Annotated in this window: 19 protein-coding genes; 10 read left to right on the top strand and 9 right to left on the bottom strand. The window is 60.3% G+C overall.

The annotated features are described in order from the left end of the window. Window positions 1–106: 106 nt before the first annotated feature. Window positions 107–1462: a 23S rRNA (uracil(1939)-C(5))-methyltransferase RlmD gene (gene rlmD / locus EC915_RS07940; protein ID WP_133749974.1), complete on the bottom strand. Its 1356-nt coding sequence runs from the start codon at window positions 1460–1462 to the stop codon at window positions 107–109. Beyond that, entirely contained in the window at window positions 1462–2364 is a 903-nt protein-coding gene (gene cysM, locus EC915_RS07935; RefSeq protein ID WP_133749973.1) for a cysteine synthase CysM, read from the bottom strand. Before cysM ends, rlmD begins: the two co-directional genes overlap by 1 nt. Before the next feature lie 292 nt (window positions 2365–2656). On the opposite strand from cysM, the gene EC915_RS07930 reads away from it, so the two are divergent. The 4 genes from EC915_RS07930 to EC915_RS07915 all read left to right on the top strand — a co-directional run bounded on the left by EC915_RS07930 (window position 2657) and on the right by EC915_RS07915 (window position 7633). Beyond that, complete coding sequence (locus EC915_RS07930; RefSeq protein ID WP_133749972.1) at window positions 2657–5410, top strand: response regulator; 2754 nt, start codon at window positions 2657–2659, stop codon at window positions 5408–5410. Between the two features lie 185 nt (window positions 5411–5595). Next, entirely contained in the window at window positions 5596–6582 is a 987-nt protein-coding gene (locus tag EC915_RS07925; RefSeq protein ID WP_133749971.1) for a 2-hydroxyacid dehydrogenase, read from the top strand. A gap of 212 nt (window positions 6583–6794) precedes the next feature. After that, window positions 6795–7232 (top strand): hypothetical protein, encoded by a 438-nt coding sequence (locus EC915_RS07920; protein ID WP_133749970.1) that lies wholly within the window; start codon window positions 6795–6797, stop codon window positions 7230–7232. Further along, window positions 7229–7633 (top strand): META domain-containing protein, encoded by a 405-nt coding sequence (locus EC915_RS07915; RefSeq protein WP_133749969.1) that lies wholly within the window; start codon window positions 7229–7231, stop codon window positions 7631–7633. The genes EC915_RS07920 and EC915_RS07915 overlap by 4 nt, the downstream gene beginning before the upstream one ends. A gap of 72 nt (window positions 7634–7705) precedes the next feature. On the opposite strand, the gene EC915_RS07910 is transcribed toward EC915_RS07915, so the two are convergent. Beyond that, window positions 7706–8173: a TlpA disulfide reductase family protein gene (locus EC915_RS07910; RefSeq protein WP_133749968.1), complete on the bottom strand. Its 468-nt coding sequence runs from the start codon at window positions 8171–8173 to the stop codon at window positions 7706–7708. A gap of 102 nt (window positions 8174–8275) precedes the next feature. Here EC915_RS07910 and arsC point away from each other — a divergent pair, with 102 nt between their 5' ends. From arsC to EC915_RS07895, 3 genes are all read left to right on the top strand, one after another. Beyond that, on the top strand, window positions 8276–8629 hold the full coding sequence (arsC, locus tag EC915_RS07905) for an arsenate reductase (glutaredoxin) (protein ID WP_133749967.1): 354 nt from the start codon (window positions 8276–8278) through the stop codon (window positions 8627–8629). After that, window positions 8626–9231, top strand: a complete 606-nt coding sequence (gene wrbA, locus EC915_RS07900; protein WP_133749966.1) for an NAD(P)H:quinone oxidoreductase — start codon at window positions 8626–8628, stop codon at window positions 9229–9231. Before arsC ends, wrbA begins: the two co-directional genes overlap by 4 nt. A 263-nt stretch (window positions 9232–9494) precedes the next feature. Further along, complete coding sequence (locus tag EC915_RS07895; protein ID WP_133749965.1) at window positions 9495–10166, top strand: DNA-3-methyladenine glycosylase I; 672 nt, start codon at window positions 9495–9497, stop codon at window positions 10164–10166. Window positions 10167–10288: 122 nt separating this feature from the next. Here EC915_RS07895 and ttcA read toward each other — a convergent pair whose 3' ends face one another. Then, window positions 10289–11113: a tRNA 2-thiocytidine(32) synthetase TtcA gene (gene ttcA, locus EC915_RS07890; protein WP_133749964.1), complete on the bottom strand. Its 825-nt coding sequence runs from the start codon at window positions 11111–11113 to the stop codon at window positions 10289–10291. A gap of 234 nt (window positions 11114–11347) precedes the next feature. Here ttcA and EC915_RS07885 point away from each other — a divergent pair, with 234 nt between their 5' ends. Then, window positions 11348–11842, top strand: a complete 495-nt coding sequence (locus EC915_RS07885; RefSeq protein WP_133749963.1) for a SprT family zinc-dependent metalloprotease — start codon at window positions 11348–11350, stop codon at window positions 11840–11842. 120 nt (window positions 11843–11962) lie between these two features. On the opposite strand, the gene EC915_RS07880 is transcribed toward EC915_RS07885, so the two are convergent. The 4 genes from EC915_RS07880 to EC915_RS07865 form a co-directional block, all read right to left on the bottom strand. After that, window positions 11963–13297 (bottom strand): dicarboxylate/amino acid:cation symporter, encoded by a 1335-nt coding sequence (locus EC915_RS07880; protein ID WP_133749962.1) that lies wholly within the window; start codon window positions 13295–13297, stop codon window positions 11963–11965. 522 nt (window positions 13298–13819) lie between these two features. After that, window positions 13820–15163: an ATP-binding protein gene (locus EC915_RS07875; protein WP_133749961.1), complete on the bottom strand. Its 1344-nt coding sequence runs from the start codon at window positions 15161–15163 to the stop codon at window positions 13820–13822. After that, a complete protein-coding gene (locus EC915_RS07870) occupies window positions 15160–15837 on the bottom strand; it encodes a response regulator (RefSeq protein ID WP_133749960.1) in 678 nt (225 codons plus the stop codon). The genes EC915_RS07875 and EC915_RS07870 overlap by 4 nt, the downstream gene beginning before the upstream one ends. A 98-nt stretch (window positions 15838–15935) precedes the next feature. Continuing rightward, window positions 15936–16544, bottom strand: a complete 609-nt coding sequence (locus EC915_RS07865; protein WP_133749959.1) for a hypothetical protein — start codon at window positions 16542–16544, stop codon at window positions 15936–15938. Window positions 16545–16729: 185 nt separating this feature from the next. Here EC915_RS07865 and EC915_RS07860 point away from each other — a divergent pair, with 185 nt between their 5' ends. Continuing rightward, window positions 16730–17536, top strand: a complete 807-nt coding sequence (locus EC915_RS07860) for a dienelactone hydrolase family protein (protein WP_133749958.1) — start codon at window positions 16730–16732, stop codon at window positions 17534–17536. A 267-nt stretch (window positions 17537–17803) separates the two neighbouring features. Then, on the top strand, window positions 17804–18529 hold the full coding sequence (locus tag EC915_RS07855) for a 4'-phosphopantetheinyl transferase (protein WP_218568072.1): 726 nt from the start codon (window positions 17804–17806) through the stop codon (window positions 18527–18529). Between the two features lie 19 nt (window positions 18530–18548). On the opposite strand, the gene fhuF is transcribed toward EC915_RS07855, so the two are convergent. Beyond that, window positions 18549–19283: a siderophore-iron reductase FhuF gene (fhuF, locus tag EC915_RS07850; RefSeq protein WP_166650942.1), complete on the bottom strand. Its 735-nt coding sequence runs from the start codon at window positions 19281–19283 to the stop codon at window positions 18549–18551. Window positions 19284–19577: the final 294 nt, after the last annotated feature.

Here is a 19577-nt window from a genome sequence, read left to right as displayed (position 1 = left end):
TCAGCGCATGTTCCTTGCGGGCCTTGCAAGGTCGCGCATGCGCGGGCCAGTCGGATTAAACGAGACTCCGTGTAAGGCACCGATTCAACTCCTTGAACCTGCTGCCTCACTTACTCGCTTCAAATAACGCCATCGCCTCGACATGCGCTGTCTGCGGAAACATATCGAGAATTCCGGCACGTTTTAATCGGTAGCCCTGCCTGATCAATTCGACCGTGTCGCGCGCCAGGGTTGCCGGGTTGCACGACACATACACCAATCGTTCGGCGCCCAGATTCCTGAGTTTGCCGACCACTTCGAACGCCCCGTCGCGCGGGGGATCGAGCAGCACTGCGGGAAAACCTTCCGCCACCCAGGACGCCTTGTCCAGTGGCTGAGACAGATCCGCCCGATGAAACTGCACATTGTGCAAACCATTGCCCGTTGCGTTGGCGGTAGCGCGCCGGACCATGGTCTCGACGCCCTCCACCGCCACCACCTCGCGGGCGATCTGCGCCAGCGGTAATGCGAAGTTACCAAGCCCGCAGAACAAGTCCAGTACTCGTTCATCGGCACGAGGCGCAAGCCACGACAGGGCCTGTGCAATCATTGCCGAGTTGACCTGGGCGTTGACCTGCACGAAGTCACCGGGACGATACGCCAGTTCAAGATTCCAGGGGCCCAGGTGATAACCCAGTTGCGCTGAAGCGTCTACAGGCTGCGGTTCACCTTCACCGTGCAACCAGAGCTGAGCGTCATGGATCACGCAGAAAGCCCCAAGGATCGCCAGATCCTCTGCGGCCAGCGGCGCGGTATGGCGCAGCAAAACGGCATTGGCCGAACCGCTGAACAATTCCACATGCCCCAGCGCCTGCGGCTTGCTCAGGCTTGAAAGCATGGCCGGCAAAGCGGTCATGATCGGCTGCAACGCCTGTACCAGCACCGGGCATTCTTCAATGGCGATGATGTCCTGACTGGACGCTGCGCGAAAGCCGACTTCCAGGCGCTTGCCCTTGGCGCCCCAACGTACGGCGATGCGCGCCCGTCGACGATACGCATATTCGTCACCGGTCAGCGGCGCGGCCCACTCCTCGGGTTCGACGCCGGCAATGCGACTGAGCTGCTCGGCGAGCATGCGCTGTTTCAGGGCAAGCTGCTCCTCGCGCGGCATCTGCTGCACGCTGCAACCGCCGCAACGACCAAAGTGCTTGCACGGCGCGGGACGGCGCAGAGGGCTGGCCTGGAACACACGCTCGGTGCGCGCTTCGACCACCTTGCCGTGAGCGCCGAGCACACGGGCTTCAACCTCTTCACCGGCCAGACTGCCAGCGACGAACCAGGTGCGACCGTCTACAAAGCCGATTCCGCGGCCATCGTTGGCCATCCGCTCGATGCTCAAACGTTGTTTTTTACCGGTAGGGACCTGCGCTGTCCGGGTGCCGCCAGTGGGCTGGAAACGCAGGCCTGAATCACGCTTGGCCATCAGTTGGGCGCATCGTAGACACCGGTGGACAGATAACGGTCGCCACGGTCACAAATGATCGCGACCATGACCGCATTTTCCACTTCTTGAGACAGCCGCAACATGCCCGCAACGGCACCGCCCGAGGACACGCCACAGAAAATGCCTTCCTCACGCGCCAGCCGACGCATGACCTCCTCGGCTTCGCTCTGGGCCATGTCCATGATCTGGTCAACGCGGTCCGCGTTATAGATTTTCGGCAGATATTCATGGGGCCAGCGCCGGATACCCGGGATTGCCGAGCCGTCCATGGGCTGCAGGCCGACGATGCGAATGTCCGGATTCTGCTCCTTGAGATAGCGCGAGGTGCCCATGATGGTGCCCGTGGTGCCCATGGAACTGACGAAATGGGTAATGGTGCCGCCGGTCTGCTGCCAGATTTCCGGGCCGGTGCCGACGTAATGCGCTTCGGGGTTGTCGCCGTTGGCGAACTGATCCAGCACCTTGCCGCGACCTTCGGCCTGCATGCGTTCGGCCAGGTCACGCGCACCTTCCATGCCTTCCTCTTTACTGACCAGGATCAGCTCGGCGCCATAGGCCGTCATGGCAGCCTTGCGTTCGGCACTGGAGTTGTCAGGCATGATCAGGATCATTCGATAACCCTTGATTGCCGCAGCCATGGCCAAGGCAATGCCGGTGTTGCCGGATGTCGCTTCGATCAGGGTGTCGCCCTGATGGATCTGGCCGCGCAGCTCGGCACGGGTAATCATCGACAGCGCCGGTCGGTCTTTCACTGAACCGGCCGGATTATTGCCCTCAAGCTTGAGCAGCAACGTATTGCTGGTATTCCCCGCCATGCGTTGCAGACGCACCAGCGGGGTATTGCCGACGCAATCGGCGATGGTTTGATACTGCAGGGTCATGGCGTGTTCGCGATCCGGACGTGCGGGGGTCGCCTATCATACCGGCAATCGCTTCAAGCCCATATCACGCAAAGTGAGGTACATATGGCAAAAAGGAATAAGCACGATTGTTCGGGCTCTGCCCCAAGAGCTCGACCGGAGCCCAAGGCAGGCTGCCATTTAGCCGGGATTCCCCTCGCGCAAGTGGCTACACTGCGCAAACCAAACGACGTCCAGAGGCGACCAGGGTGCAGGCCTTGCTGCGATCTTGCGGAACAAGCGCGCACCTGACCGTGATTGCCGGAGAAAGAATGTGCTGACCAAGCTGGGCATCAAAGGCCGCGTATTGTTGTTGACCCTGTTGCCGACCTGCCTGATGGCGGGGCTGCTGGGCGGCTATTTCACCTGGATGCAGCTCTCGGAGCTACAGACTCAACTGCTTAAGCGCGGCGAAATGATCGCCAACGAACTGGCACCCTTATCCGCTGCCGCGCTGGCCCATCGCGACGAGGCCATGCTCGAACGCATCGCCGGACAGGTTCTGGAACAGGCCGATGTGCGCGCGGTGTCGTTTCTCGACGCTGACCGCATGGTGCTGGCCCATGCAGGGCCATCGATGATCAATCAGGCGCCGATCGGTAACAGCACGCACATGCTGCAGCGGTCCGATAACGACGCAACGCGTTATCTGATGCCGGTGTTCGGGCGTAACCGGCACCTGACCGGCGAAATCATCCCGGAGGAAGCCGACCGCCTGCTGGGCTGGGTCGAGCTGGAACTGTCTCACAGCGGCACCTTGCTGCGCGGCTATCGCAGCCTGTTTGCAAGCCTGCTGCTGATCGCCGCCGGGCTGGGCATGACCGCGGTCCTGGCGTTGCGCATGAGCCGCACCATCAACGGGCCGATCGCTCAGATCAAGCATGTGGTCGCGCAATTGAAGGACGGCAATCTCGAAGCGCGCCTGCCGCTGATGGGCAGCAACGAGCTGGACGAACTCGGCTCGGGCATCAACCGCATGGCCGCAACCTTGCAGAACGCTCAGGAAGAACTGCAGCACAATATCGAGCAGGCCACCGAGGATGTGCGACAGAACCTGGAGACCATCGAGATCCAGAACATCGAGCTGGATATGGCACGCAAGGAAGCGCTGGAAGCCAGCCGTATCAAGTCCGAGTTTCTGGCCAATATGAGCCATGAGATTCGCACGCCACTCAACGGCATTCTCGGCTTTACCCATTTGCTGCAAAAAAGCGAACTGACGCCGCGCCAGTACGACTATCTGGGGACCATCGAAAAATCTGCCGACAACCTGTTGAGCATCATCAACGAAATCCTCGATTTCTCGAAGATCGAGGCCGGCAAGCTGGTGCTCGACGCCATTCCGTTCAATCTGCGCGATCTGTTGCAGGACACCCTGACCATTCTCGCCCCCGCTGCTCACGCCAAACAGTTGGAACTGGTGAGCCTGGTGTACCGCGACACGCCATTGTCGCTGGTGGGCGACCCGTTGCGCCTCAAGCAGATCCTGACCAATCTGGTGAGCAACGCGATCAAGTTCACCCGTGAGGGCACCATTGTCGCCCGGGCCATGCTGGAAGATGAGCAGGATGACAAGGTTCAATTGCGCATCAGTGTGCAGGACACCGGCATCGGCCTGTCGAGCCAGGACGTGCGCGCCTTGTTTCAGGCCTTCAGTCAGGCCGATAACTCGTTATCACGGCACTCCGGCGGCACCGGCCTGGGGCTGGTGATTTCCAAGCGGCTGATCGAGCAGATGGGTGGCGAGATCGGCGTGGAAAGTACCCCCGGTGAAGGTTCGCAATTCTGGATCAGCCTGGCGCTGCCCAAGACCCGCGACGACCTCGAAGACCTGCCCTCCCCGCCGTTGATGGGCCGTCGCGTGGCGGTGCTGGAGCACCACGATCTGGCGCGTCAGGCGCTGGAACACCAGTTGGAAGACTGCGGCCTGCAACCGATGGTGTTCAACAACCTGGAAAACCTCATCAACGGCGTTACGGTGGTTCACCAAACGCCCCACTCCATCGAAATGGCCGTGCTCGGGGTGACTGCGCACCAATTGCCGCCCGAGCGCTTGCGCCAGCAAATCTGGGATCTGGAAAACCTCGACTGCAAGGTGCTGGTGTTGTGCCCGACCACCGAACAGGCGCTGTATCAGGCGTCGGTGCCTGATCCTTATAGCCAGTTGCAGGCCAAACCTGCGTGCACGCGCAAGCTGCGCCGCGCTTTGTCAGAGCTGATCACCCCCAAGCAGCTGCGCAACGAAGCGCCCGAGCCGGTTTCCAGCCGTCCACCACGCATCCTGTGCGTGGACGACAATCCCGCCAACCTGCTGCTGGTGCAGACGTTGCTCGAAGACATGGGCGCCAAGGTGCTGGCAGTGGACAGTGGCTATGCTGCGGTTCAGGCGGTGCAGGACGAGACATTCGACCTGGTGCTGATGGACGTGCAGATGCCCGGCATGGACGGACGTCAGGCCACCGAGGCCATTCGCAGCTGGGAAACCGAGCGTCACGCCACCTCGCTGCCGATTGTCGCCCTCACCGCCCATGCAATGGCCAATGAAAAACGCGCGCTGCTGCAAAGCGGTATGGACGACTACCTGACCAAGCCGATCAGCGAACGGCAGCTGGCCCAGGTGGTACTCAAATGGACCGGCCTGGCGCTGCGTAATCAGGCGCCGGAGCGCCATCACGAGATCAGCCACGCCGGCGTGAACCTGCAAGTGCTCGATCATGAGGAAGGCTTGCGTCTGGCGGCAGGCAAGGCCGATCTGGCTGCCGACATGCTGGCGATGCTGCTGGCCTCGCTGGACACTGACCGTGAAGCCATCCACGCGGCGCGCGAAACCCACGACCATGTGGCATTGATCGAACGCGTCCACCGCCTGCACGGCGCCACCCGCTATTGTGGCGTGCCACAACTGCGCGCCGCCTGCCAACGCAGCGAAACCCTGCTCAAACAGGACTCGCCGGAAAGCGAAAAGGCCCTGGACGATCTGGAGCAGGCAATCACCCGACTGGAAATCGAAGCCCGGGTGACGGCTTGATATGGGTCAATGGTTCGAATGGCCCTGCCCTGCTTAATGAAAGCCAACCCTAAATCTGTGGGAACACGCTTGCTTGCGAAGAGGCCGCTTCGGTCACAGACATCAATATGTCTGTGATATTGCCTTTTCGAGCAAGCTTGCTCCCACGGCGCATCAGCGAATGCGAAGTCTCAGAAGGAACCCTCATGCGCACCCTCCTTTACGGCAGCCAGAACTACGACCGTGACAGTTTTGCCGGCGCTGCGCAGCTCACACCCGGGATCGAGCTGCATTTCCAGCCCGCGCGGTTGAGCCTCGACACCGCGGCGCTGGCTGACGGCTATCCGGTGATCTGCGCCTTCATCAATGATGACCTCAGCGCCCCCGTCCTCGAACACCTGGCTGCCGGCGGCACCAAGCTCATCGCCCTGCGCTCCGCCGGTTTCAACCACGTCGACCTGCCCACCGCCAGTCGCCTGGGCATCAGCGTGGTTCGGGTTCCGGCGTATTCACCCCACGCCGTGGCCGAGCATGCGGTGGCGTTGATCCTGGCCCTTAACCGGCACCTGCACCGCGCCTACAACCGCACCCGCGATGGCGACTTCACCCTGCACGGCCTGACCGGTTTCGACCTGGTGGGCAAGACCGTCGGCGTGGTTGGCACCGGACAGATCGGCGCCACGTTCGCGCGAATCATGGCCGGTTTCGGTTGCAAGCTGCTGGCTTATGATCCGTACCCCAATCCTCTGATAGAGGCTCTGGGCGCCCGCTATCTGCCGCTGGATCAACTGCTGGCCGAAGCGCAGATCATCAGTCTGCATTGCCCGCTCAATGAGCACACCCGGCATCTGATCAATCAACACTCGCTGGCAGGCATGCAGCGTGGCGCGATGTTGATCAACACCGGACGCGGCGCGCTGGTCGACACCCCGGCGCTGATCGAGGCGCTGAAAAGCGGCCAACTGGGTTATCTGGGGCTGGATGTGTATGAGGAGGAAGCGCAACTCTTCTTCGAGGACCGCTCGGATCTGCCGCTGCAGGATGACGTGCTTGCGCGGTTGCTGACGTTCCCGAACGTGGTGATCACCGCGCATCAGGCGTTTCTGACCCGCGAGGCGCTGGGCGCCATTGCACAGACGACGCTGGAAAACATTGCGCGCTGGGCGGCGGGGAGCCCGCAGAATCTGGTGTAGATCCAGCGCCCCCGGATGCCTAAAATACTCTGCGCGAGCGCATTCATTCACAATAAAAGGTGCAAACGAAAGAAGCGCGGCGGCCGTGCCGCCGTACCGTCAATGGATTCGCTCTCTCTCATAAGTGCTGCTTCGCGACCGAGCTCTGCCGCCCACCGGCAGCGGGAATCGGCCTCTAAAGTGTTAGCATGCGCGCAAATTTGGAGACCCTCATGGCCGAACACGATTTTCGCTACAGCATGCTCACCCCGCAGCACACCCTGATCGAATGCCGCAGCCTGGCTGTCGGGCGCTATCAAGTGACCGGCAACGGCGGCTCGATCAAGCACGACGACGTCTTGCTCGTCACTGTCAAAGGCAGCAAAGACCTGTACATGCGCCTGAATGTGGAAAAGGTCCGGCACCTGATCAATCCGCCCGGCCAATGGGTCGCGGTGGCCAATGGTCCAGCATTCACCGAGCTTGCGATTCACCAGTGGAAAGTCAATTGCAACGCGTGTGGCAAAGAGAAGGACATCGAGTTCATGGTCGATGGCAAGGACGGCAAGAAAGCCCTGAAACCGGCCGCGGCCGCACGCATCGCCGAGCTGGGTTGGAAGACCGTGGGCGAGACCCATCTGTGCCCGGCCTGCGCCAAGAGCGCTGCATGAAATCGCTGGTATTGACCCTGTTCGCCGCGACGCTGCTGACCGGCTGTGCGACCAACACCGAAGCCCTCAGGCGTGATCATGGCTATGGGCTGGAGTGGATCGGTGAACGTCCGCTGCTCGACAACAGCCACCTGACCATGACCTTGGGCAACGACGGTCGGGCCTTTGGCAATGCAGGCTGCAACCATTGGTTCGCAGCGTATCGACTGGACGGTGAAGCGTTGAGTTTCGGGCCGGTGGGCAGCACCCGCAAACTGTGCGCACCGGCGCTGGTGGAACAGGAACATCGGTTCCTCGAAGCGTTGGGCACGATCCAGCGCTGGGATGTGTCGCAGGTCGAGCAGTTGCAGTTGTGGCCCGGCGCTGGCCTGCCGCTGCGGTTCTGGCCCGACGAAGGTTGATCTTCGACGCACACACTGCAGGAGCCAGCTGACTGGCTCCTGCCATCGGACGTGATGGCGGGATAAGGAGCGTTAGCCCTTGCCCTTCAACTCCGTCAGTTTCTGCATCACACCGGCTGCGGTCTGCTCGCCCATCAACTGTTCGCGCACCTTGCCCTTGTCGTCAATGATGTAGGTGATTGGCAAGGCTTCGCTCTTGGGCAGCTCGTATTGATCGGCCGGATCCTGGGCCAGCACGGTAAACGTGATGCCCAGCGCGTTGCTGGCGGTTTTCAGGTCTTCACCCTGAAGATTGTCGAAGTTGACCCCGAACACACTGACGTTCTGCCCGCCGACCTGCTCGGCCAGTTTATTCAGTTCCGGAATTTCGGTACGGCACGGGCCACACCATTCGGCCCAATAGTTGACCACCAGCCAATGCTTGTCGATGCGGTCGCTGGCGATCTTCTGACCATTCTGGTCCGTCCCCAGATCCGCTCCGCACCCGCTGAGCAACACACTTCCGATCAGCGCCACCGCTGCTGCCAAACGCCTTGCCATGATTACTCGTTCCTTTGATCAAAAACCGGCGCTGGCCTTGTCTTGGCCTTTACCGTCACCACGGTAGAATACCCGCCACTTTACGAAAGATGCGACCCGCAAATGACCGAACTGACGCTTTATCACAATCCGCGCTGCTCCAAATCCCGTGGCGCGCTGGAATTGCTTGAGGAACGAGGGCTGACCCCGACCCTGGTGCGCTATCTGGAAACCCCGCCCGACGCCGCCCAGTTGCGGGACCTGCTCGGCAACCTTGGCATCAGCGCGCGCAACCTGCTGCGCACCGGGGAAGATGAATACAAGACCCTGAACCTGGCCGACGTCAGCCTCAGCGACGAGCAACTGATTGCCGCCATGGCCGCCCATCCCAAGCTGATCGAACGGCCCATTCTGATCGTCGGCGACAAGGCGGTGATTGGTCGTCCACCGGAGAAAATCCTGGAGATTCTGCCTTGAGCGCGCCTTACATTCTGGTCCTGTTCTACAGCCGCAATGGCGCAACCGCCGAGATGGCCCGGCAGATTGGCCGCGGTATCGAGATGGGCGGCATGGAAGCGCGGCTGCGCACGGTTCCGGCAATCTCCACCGAGTGCGAAGCAGTGGCACCGAGCATCCCGGAAGACGGCGCGCTCTACGCGACCCTGGAAGATCTTAAAAACTGCGCCGGCCTGGCCATGGGCAGCCCGACGCGCTTCGGCAACATGGCGGCGCCGCTCAAGTATTTTCTCGATGGCACCAGCAACCTGTGGCTGACCGGCGCATTGGTGGGCAAGCCTGCCAGCGTGTTCACCTCAACCGCCAGCCTGCACGGCGGCCAGGAAACGACGCTGCTATCGATGCTGCTGCCTCTGCTGCATCACGGCATGCTGGTCAGCGGCCTGCCCTACAGCGAAGCGGCGCTGATCGAGACCCGTGGCGGCGGAACGCCGTACGGCGCCAGCCACCACGCGGGGGCCGATGGTAAGCGTGCGCTGGATCAACACGAAACCACGCTGTGTCGTGCACTGGGCCAGCGTTTGGCGAAAACGGCACTGCTGCTGGAACCCGCGCGCAGCTGAAAACCCGGCGCCCGGAACGATGTGCGATTGAACCGGCGCCGTTGTCTGAACTCCTAACGAAACGCTCAACGGCAGCGCTCACGGGCATCCAAGGCACCGGCTGACATCGCAATTTCCGGTTCGTCCCGAGCTTGCGTGGGAACGAGCCTGCTGGCGAAAGCGCGGTGTCAGGCCCAAAAAATGTGGGAATGTACGGCCTACTTCGCCAGCACTCTAGCCCCCGCAGGTCACGCCTTGCGCAACTGTATTTTTTTGGAGAGGGCATGCACGACTACAAATGGCTCAATGAATACTGCCTCAACCGCTTTGGTTCCGCCGCCGCGCTCGAATCGCACCTGCCGACTCCGGTCACATCCAGAAAACTCAAGGCCCTCAGTGACGATCGTTACCTGTCCACCATGGCCCTGAGAGTGTTCCGCGCTGGCCTGAAACACAGCCTGGTGGACGCCAAATGGCCTGCGTTCGAGCAGGTGTTCTTTGGTTTCGATCCGGAAAAAGTCGTGCTGATGGGAGCGGACCATCTGGAGCGGCTGATGCAGGATGCGCGAATCATTCGCCATCTCGGCAAGCTCAAAAGTGTGCCGCGCAATGCCCAGTTGATTCTCGACATCGCGCAGGAACACGGCAGCTTCGGCAACTTCATCGCCGACTGGCCGGTGACCGATATCGTTGGGCTGTGGCGTTACCTGTTCAAGCATGGCAATCAGATGGGCGGGCTGTCCGCGCCGCGTTTCCTGCGCATGGTGGGCAAGGACACATTCATCCCGAGCCATGATGTGGTGGCCGCGCTCAACGCCCAGAAGATTGTCGACAAGGTGCCCAGCAGTCAACGCGATCAGGCGGCAGTCCAGGCCGCGTTCAATCAGTGGCATGCCGAAAGTGGTCGGCCAATGAGCCAGCTGTCAGCGATGCTGTCGTACACCGTGAACCATTGATCTGCCTGCGCACGTCCACGGCCGACATCCGCTGAGCGCGTTATAAAGCGAGACACCGAGCGATCGAGGCATCATCGGTGTCCAGCTGAGCAAGCCTCACTCTACGCGCTTGCGGCAAGGCGTCAGATAGTCACCACATTCACGAACCGCGAAGCTGCGGTTTCGTCGATACGCAGGTTGGTGAAATCGAACAGGTTGCGATCCGCCAACTGCGATGGCACGACGTTTTGCAGGCTGCGGAAGATCATTTCCGAACGGCCTGGCGTCTTGCGATCCCATTCCTGAAGCATGTCCTTGACCACCTGACGCTGCAGGTTCTCCTGCGAACCGCACAGATTGCACGGGATGATCGGGAATTGTTTCATGTCCGAATAGGCCTGGATGTCCTTCTCGGCGCAGTACGCCAGCGGGCGGATGACCACATTGCGGCCATCGTCGGCACGCAATTTAGGCGGCATTGCCTTGAGGTTGCCGTTGAAAAACATGTTCAGGAAGAAGGTCTCGACGATGTCGTCACGGTGATGCCCCAGCGCCATCTTGGTCGCGCCGATTTCGTCGGCAAAGGTGTACAGCGTGCCGCGACGCAGGCGTGAACACAGCGAGCACGTCGTTTTGCCTTCCGGAATCAGTTCCTTGACCACCGAGTAAGTGTCTTTTTCGACGATGTGGTATTCGACGCCCTGTTCTTTCAAGTAGGCAGGCAGCACGTGCTCCGGGAAGCCAGGTTGTTTCTGGTCCATGTTCACGGCAACGATTTCGAATTTGATCGGCGCGACCTTCTGCAGATGCAGCAGCACGTCGAGCATCGTGTAACTGTCCTTGCCGCCGGACAGGCAGACCATGACCTTGTCGCCCTCTTCAATCATGCTGAAATCGGCCACCGCTTCGCCCGCAAGCCGACGCAGACGTTTCTGCAGTTTGTTCTGGTTGACTGAAAGGGTGCCCATGGCGCTGTCGTCCGCTCGCTGTGACTTAAGGAAGGGGGCGGTATTTTACGCATAAACCTTTAAGTGGGTAATGCCTGTTGGCCCTGAAAGCGTCGCGCCGTTTCAGCATTTCATGCAATCAAACCGCCGTCCGACGAGCCGGACTGGATCGGATGGACCGACCATTCGGCGCCTCGGGTTTTCGGCCAACGCCCACTTTGCGGCATACTCGCGTCCTCTGGAGACCGATGAAGCATGCTCGAACCACTCAATACCCGCGTCGAATCCTGTTACCAACAAGCCGAAGATTTCTTCAAACGCCCTTTCAAACGCCCTGTCGTCAGCCTCAAGTTGCGCGGCCAGAAGGCCGGCGTGGCGCATCTGCATGAAAACATGCTGCGCTTCAATCCGCAGTTGTACCGGGAAAACAGTGACGACTTCCTGCGTCAGACGGTGGCCCATGAAGTCGCGCATCTGGTTGCCCATCAGCTGTTTGGCGACACCATCGCGCCCCACGGCGAGGAATGGCAGCTGATCATGCGGGGCGTGTACGAACTGCCGCCCAACCGCTGCCACACCTACGAAATCCAGCGCCGCAGCGTGACCCGCTATATCTACCGCTGCCCCTGCCCGGACAGCGATTTTCCGTTCTCTTTGCAGCGGCACCAGCTGGTGCGCAAGGGACGCCGGTATCTGTGTCGCCGGTGTCGGGAGATTCTGGTGTTCAGCGGCCAGACGCGAGTGGAATAACCCTCTGGCTGTCGCTCAAGAGAGCCTCACGCCTACAGGTCATGGGCCTTTTTCAGCCAACAAAAAGCCCGTCCCGGTTAGCCGTGGGCGGGCTTTTTATTTCAGAACGAGGCTAACCGATCAGGGACGGCCTACCGAAGCAGGGCCTTCAGCCACGCCCAGATCGTCCTGCGGTACGGTTTGATCGATGGCGCGTCCGCCCGAGGCCAACTCTGCCTGCATCTGCGGCACGTCCAGTTCCTTAACCCACTTGGCCACGACCAGCGTCGCCACAGCGTTACCCACCAGATTGGTGAGGGCGCGTGCTTCGGACATGAAGCGGTCGATACCCAGAATCAGCGCCAGACCGGCTACCGGCAGATGACCGACCGCCGAGAGCGTAGCGGCCAGCACGATGAAGCCCGAACCGGTGACGCCAGCAGCGCCTTTGGAGGACAGCAACAGAACAGCCAGCAGGGTGATCTGTTGGGTGATATCCATGTGGGTGTCAGTCGCCTGCGCGATGAACACGGCCGCCATGGTCAGGTAGATCGACGTACCGTCCAGGTTGAACGAGTAACCGGTCGGGATCACCAGACCCACAACGGATTTCTTCGCGCCCAGACGCTCCATCTTCACCAGCATGCGTGGCAGAGCCGATTCAGACGAGGAAGTCCCCAGCACGATCAGCAGTTCTTCGCGGATGTACTTGATCAGCTTCAGGATGTTGAAGCCGTGCGCCCGAGCGATGGAGCCCAACACCACAAGCACGAACAACAGGCAGGTGATGTAGAAGCACAGCATCAACTGGCCCAGTTGCACCAGCGAGCTCACACCGTAAGCGCCAATGGTAAAGGCCATTGCGCCCAATGCACCCAATGGCGCCAGCTTCATGATCATGTTGATGATGTTGAACATGACGTGGGCGAAGCGATCGATGAAATCCAGAAGCGGCTTGCCGTAGGCACCCAGGCGATGCAGGGCAAAACCGAAGATTACCGAGAACATCAGCACTTGCAGGATGTCGCCGTTGGCAAACGCGCCGACGATGGTGCCCGGGATCACGTTGAGCAGGAAGTTGACGACTGTCTGGTCCTTGCTCGCGGTCACGTAGGAAGCGATTTTCGAGGCATCCAGAGTCGCCGGGTCGATGTGCATGCCAGCGCCAGGCTGCACGACGTTGACCACGATCAGACCGATAAACAGGGAAATGGTCGACACGATTTCGAAGTAGAGCAGTGCGTAACCACCGGTCTTGCCCACGGACTTCATGCTCTGCATGCCAGCGATACCGCTGACGACGGTGCAGAAGATGATGGGGGCGATGACCATTTTGATCAGCTTGATGAACGCGTCACCAAAGGGTTTGAGCTGAACGGCGGTTTCGGGATACCAGTGACCGAGGGCAATACCGATGATGATTGCAACGATCACCTGGGCGTACAGGGATTTGTAGATTGGCTGACGAGTCGTCATTGCAGTTTCCTCAAGAGCCTCGGCCTGAATCATTGCTGATACACCGATGCCTAAAGTGCGAACCCACCTGCTCGGAGGGATTTGTTGTTGTCGAGTTGCGCGCGGCAGACCTCTGCGCCCATTAATGCAAGCACCGCGCCATCTTTTACCGGCTTGCTGCAAGCCGCGGCCAGTATGAACTGCCTGGTTAACGATAGACGAAACAGCAGGGCCGTAATGGCGGATTTCCGCCCATTAGCGACAAAATACCGCCTTCACTGGCGGGTATCCGCCTTTCTATATATTCGGCTGGGTTAGTAACCGCGGGGCGGAGCTGGACGAATTCGGGGTGTCAGGTAGCTCATCTGTGGCCAACGACCGCGTTCGCTGCCGTCGTAACCTCCGACTTCTCCTACAGGGTCTGCGGGGTGGCTGGACCTGCGTGCGGGCAAATGAGCTATATGTAGAGAAACAACCTTCAGCATTGTCGCAGGGACACGGTTGCTGGCGAATGCGGCTGCAGGTATGGCCCGATCACCAAACCTAGATCGCAAACTGAATCCTGAATGCCGCGCCACCCAGGTCCGAATCGCCCAGGGTCAGCTGCGCGCCGTAGCTTTCGATGATGTCCTTGACCACCGCCAGACCAATGCCCTGGCCGGGATTCTGTCGGTCCAGCCTTTCGCCTCGCTCGAGAATTCGTGCCCGCTGGCTGTGTGGCACACCCGGGCCGTCGTCTTCGATGAGCAATTCATCGCCCATCATCGAAGGCCGCCAACTGACGCGCACCTCGCCCAGACACAGCCGGTAGGCGTTCTCCAGCAAGTTGCCGAGCATTTCGAGCAACGCGCCCTCTTCCATCTGCACCTGACAATCGTCCGGCAAGTCCTGCGTGACCCCCACGCGCTTGTCGCGGTACACCTTGTCCAGGGTATTGCACAGACTCTCGACCACCGGCTTCAACGCCACGTGATACCGCACCAGCCCGCTTTTGCGCAGGCTGGCGCGTTGCAACTGATAGCCGATCTGCTGACTCATGCGCTCGATCTGCGATTGCAGAATGCGCGCCTGCTCCAGATCCTCGGGACGCTTGGCGATGGTTTCGCTGACGCCCTGCAATACCGCCAGCGGCGTCTTCAGGCTATGGGCCAGATCGCCCAGCGAGTCGCGGTATCGAATGCGCTGCTCGCGCTCACTGCGCAACAGTCGGTTGAGGGAGTTGGTCAGGCGCAGTAGTTCGCTGGGGTGTTCTTCGCTGAGACTTTCCCGGGAGCCGGCCTCTACCTGGTCCAGTTCCTGGCTCATGCCTCTGAGCGAGCGCAGGCTCCAGGTCAGACCAACCCAGAGCAGGATGAGCAGCACCAGCAATGCGCCACCGAAGCCCAGATAGAGCTTCTTGCGCAGCCCGGAAATGGTTTGCTGATACTCACGCACCGGTTGCACGGCGACGATGCTGTACGCGGCGTTTCGCCCGCCCAGCAGCTTGATCTCGACGTCGTAAACGAAGAACTCCTCGCCATTGGGCTGGCGGATCTTGGCGAATTCGGTGCCCAGCCCGTCGTAGCGCGGCTGATAGTCGATGGCTTCGTCTTCGCTGGCGCGGGAACGCCACACCAGCTTGCCGGCGCGGTTATAGATGTAGCCGAGCAGACGACTATCCGGCAGGCTGAACTGCTCTCCGGGGAGCAGCGTCGGCATGAGTAGCCGGTCATCCTCGACCCGCGCGGCAGAGATCAGCGTCGTCACGTCGGACGCCAGGCGTTTTTCGATGGCGTTTTCCAGCGCCAGACTGAAAGCGCTCTGCAAGGCGGGCAACATCAACAGCATGAAGATGACCGCCAGCGTCGCGGCGGCCAGCATCAATCGAACGCGCAGCGATCGAATCATCGGCAGCGCTCAGTGAACAGATAACCCAGACCGCGCACGGTATCGATCGGTTTGAACTCCAAAGGGCCTTCGAGCTTGCGCCGCAGTCGGCCCACCAGAACTTCGATCACGTTCGGATCGCGCTCGTCGTCATCCGGGTACAACTGCTCCATCAGGCGCTCTTTGGGCACCACTTGCTGATGGTGGCGCATGAGGTATTCCAGAATCCGGTATTCGTAAGCCGTCAGCGCCAGCGGCTGTTCGTCCAGCGAGGCCTGCTTGCGGTTGATGTCCAGCGTCAGCGGCCCGGCAACGATCATCGACTGGGTAAAACCGCTGGAGCGGCGCAGCAGCGCGTTCATCCGCGCTTCGAGTTCTTCGAACTGAAACGGCTTGACCACGTAATCGTCGGCACCGGCGGCCAGGCCCTCGACCTTGTCCTGCCAGTTGCCGCGAGCCGTGAGGATCAGGATCGGGAAGGCCTTGTTCTGCGCGCGCAGCTGACGAATCAGGTCCAGGCCGCCGATGCCCGGCAGGCCCAGGTCGATGACCGCCAGATCATGGTTGAACTGCCCGGCCTGATACAGCGCCTCCTCGGCATTGCCCACCGCTTCCACCACGTGGCCGCTTTCGGTCAGGCGGGTCTGCAAATGATGGCGCAACAGGGCTTCATCTTCGACAACCAGCAGTTTCATGCAATTTTCCTCAACCTGCTGTCGCGGTGGACAGCCCTGATATAAGCCTGCCGGGCGCACGTCAAGCATGCGCCCGGCAGTTTCCAGCCATCTGACGATCAGAAATTATAGTTCGCAGCCAGGTAAGTCTGAGCGCTGCTGTCGAGTTTCAGCGACCCCACCTTGGACACGCCGTGTGGTGAGACTTCGGTACTGGCGTTGCTGCGCAGGTAACGATAACCCAACTCGACCGAAGCGTTTTGCGAAACCTGTTGGAGAACGCCGGCCTGCAGGCCCGCAGAGTAACCCATTCCGGTGTCGCGACTGCTGCCACGCGACTCCTGGGTCAGCTTGGTGAACCCCAGCGTACCGCCGCCGAAGAGTTTGGTAGAGGGAGTAATCGGCATGAACGCGTCGTAGCTGCCGAGCAGGTTTTCCTGACGCAGCTTCAGGCCATTGTGATTGCCGGAAACGTTGTCGTAAGTGGCGTAGTAACGCCCGGCCTGAGTTTGCTGACCCAGCCGCACGCCCCATGTGCCGTCTTTGCCGATGATCCCGTCCGCATTGGGGTTGTTCAGGTTGCGGTTGAGGTTGTTGGATTTGGAAATCTTGTCGCTGGTGTTGCCATAGGTGACACCGCCGAATGTACTGCTACCCTCAGAGGCTTGAGCGACTGCACTGCCACTGATGAAAGCCAGAGCGAGTACGAACTGATTGAACTTGAGCATGAATATTTCCTTATAGCGTCACGCGCTTGTTGTGAGTACGGGGCCCAAGGTAATCGTTCATCGCTGAACTCCCACTGAACACTCACTGAACTTGGGCTGAACCGCTGCCAATGGATAAATCCGGCGGTTCATCAGTCCACTTTGCGAGTGATGTTGAACCCCGACGACTAACGAAGGAGAAAAACATGCGTTTTCTGATTGCCCTCACCCTCATGTGCCTGGCAGGCCTCGCTCAGGCAGAAGTCAAAACCCGCACCATCGATTACCAAAGCGCCGACGGCACCAAACTGGTCGGCTACTACGCCTACGACGATGCAATCAAAGGACCGCGTCCTGGCATCGTGGTGGTGCACGAATGGTGGGGCCTGAACGATTACGCCAAGCGTCGCGCCCGCGATCTGGCTGTGCTGGGCTACAGCGCCATGGCCATCGACATGTACGGCGAAGGCAAGAACACCGAACACCCGAAAGACGCCATGGCCTTCATGAAAGCCGCGACCGCAGATGCCGACGCCTCGGCCAAGCGCTTCGACGCCGGGCTCGAGCAGTTGAAGAAGCAGCCTGAAACCAATCCGCAAAAAATTGCTGCCATCGGTTATTGCTTGGGCGGGGCCGTGGTGCTGGACGCGGCACGTCGGGGTGAACCATTGGCCGCAGTGGTCAGCTTCCATGGTGCGCTGACCACCAAGACGCCGGCAAAAGAAGGCGTGACCAAAACGCCCATGCTGATCGAACACGGCAACGCCGACAGCATGGTCACGCCGCAAAACGTCGCGGATTTCAAAAAGGAAATGGAAGCGGCCAAGGCTGACTACAAATTCGTCGGCATCGACGGCGCCAAGCACGGCTTCACCAACCCCGACGCCGATAAGCTGAGCCACGGCGATCATGGCGGGCCGGACATCGGCTACAACGAAAAGGCAGACATGAGTTCGTGGGCGGACATGAAGGCCTTCCTCAAAGAGCAGTTCGCGAGGAACTCGACGCTGTAATTGAGTGCAACAACAAATCGGCGGCCTACGCGGAGCACTGCAGGCGCCAGTTTGCTGTGGAATGCTCGTGTGTCAGGCACCCCGAAATCTGGAGCTGACCTGATCCCTGTGGGGGTGAGCTTGCTCACGATAGCGCCCGTACATTCGCTGATTTCAGCGGTTGAAACGCCGCCGTCGTGAGGCTCACCTTCACAGATCCAGCGCTGGCCTCAGGCGCGGCGTCCAGCTTGAATGACATTGCGCCGATCTCGCGGCAAAATGCCGCCCATGAGCCAATCTCCATTTCTCCCGTCCTGCTGCCCTGTCCTCACCACCCACTGGCCCCTGCCTCAGGCACTGGCCAATACGGTCTTGGTCAGCGCCCGCTTCGCCCCCCAAAAGCTTGTCGAGGGTGACTTTCAGCGCTGCCTGATCGAACCTCCTGCGAGCATCCAGCGTTCCGTCGCCAAGCGTCAGGCGGAGTTTTTCGCCGGGCGCCTGTGTGCGCGCGAAGCGATGCGGCAACTGGACGGGCGTGAACAGGTGCCGCCGATTGGTGAAGACCGCGCGCCGGTCTGGCCACAGGACCTGTGCGGCTCGATCACCCACAGCAGCGGTTCGGCAGCCGCTATCGTTGCCCACAAGCAGCATTGGCGAGGGCTGGGCATGGACCTCGAACAGCTCATGAGCAACGACCGGGCATCAAGACTGGCCGGGGAAATCCTGACCTCCGACGAAATGCAGCGCCTGAACGCCAACCCCAAGCAGCAGCCGGGGCTGGCGGTGACATTGACGTTTTCGCTCAAGGAGGCGCTGTTCAAGGCCCTCTACCCTATCGTGCTCAAGCGTTTTTATTTCGAAGACGCCGAATTGCTTGCGTGGTCGGAAGACGGCAGCGCACGGCTACGGTTGAAGATCGATCTGTCAGCGCAATGGCACAGCGGCAAGGAGCTGGAGGCGCAATTCAGCGTGGCCGACGGGCAGCTGTTGAGCCTGGTGGCCATTCCCGCCTGACCAGGAACACCTCAAGCGCCTACAGATCAGTGATGTTCAAAGGGCTGCCCTGCAACGGGCAATGCTCGCAGCGCCCTACCCACTCGACCTGATAGCTCAGACAACACGTGCGCCGCCGTCTGATCAGTAGCCCATCCGGCCCTTCTATATAGGTAATGGCCCGGTACAGCGGGTTACGTCGCCCGTCAGGTTGTAGTCGCTGGCGTAAGAGACCGTAGCCAATTTCCAGCCTCTGGTGATCGACCTCAGTCAATTGTCGCAAACAGGTTTCCAGATAATCTCCGGCGCTGCCCCACAGTACGGTCGGCGCGACCTCGCCATATAAGCTCAGATGCTCGATCACTGACTGAAGGTTTTCCAGCAACGCTGCAAAGCGCTCGAAGGGATCATCGGACGACGATGCGGCACACGCTGCCCCTTCAAACCTCACACCATCGAGAACACCTCGTTCGTGCAGGGCGAACCCCAGTTGATCCAGCTGCAATGGCCAGGTCATATCACGCGCAAGGCTGGCCACGATCACCGGCGGTATCAGTTGCATCGCATAGAACTTGAACCACTGCGAGACCAGCACCGGCAAATTCTCGGGCATCAATGTCGGCCCATAGACCTGCAACAGCAGCCGATCCAGCGTCTCGCCTCGCAGCAGATGCGGCAGGGCAATCACAGACCGCGCGCTGTGACCCTGCACAATCTTCAGGTCATAGCGTGCAACGTCATCGCACGTCAGCATCTGCCAAGGTTGCTGCGGCACCGTCTGGTCTCCAGATCTCAAGCCAATTGACTGCGGGCACGAGCGTGCTCGCGATGAAGTCAGAGAACCCGACGCGTGCCGGGCGAGCGATTCTAACCCTGCTGCGGCCAGTGCGTTAAACATGAAACGCAACATGCAAAATCACCCATCTACGTCCTTGCCAAACCGTAATTCCGTGATAGGGTTCGCGCCCTTGAAAAACCGCGCATCTGTTTTTAATCCCGGAAAAAACAGTGACCAATGGCCCATCCCAGTAGCCATGCGGCCTACACGCGATTTCCCCGTTTCGCACAC

This window comes from Pseudomonas sp. LP_7_YM (genome assembly GCF_004364435.1).
Lineage (GTDB): Bacteria > Pseudomonadota > Gammaproteobacteria > Pseudomonadales > Pseudomonadaceae > Aquipseudomonas.
Note: the sequence above shows the minus strand (reverse complement) of the source record. Positions and strands in the feature narration are given on the sequence as shown.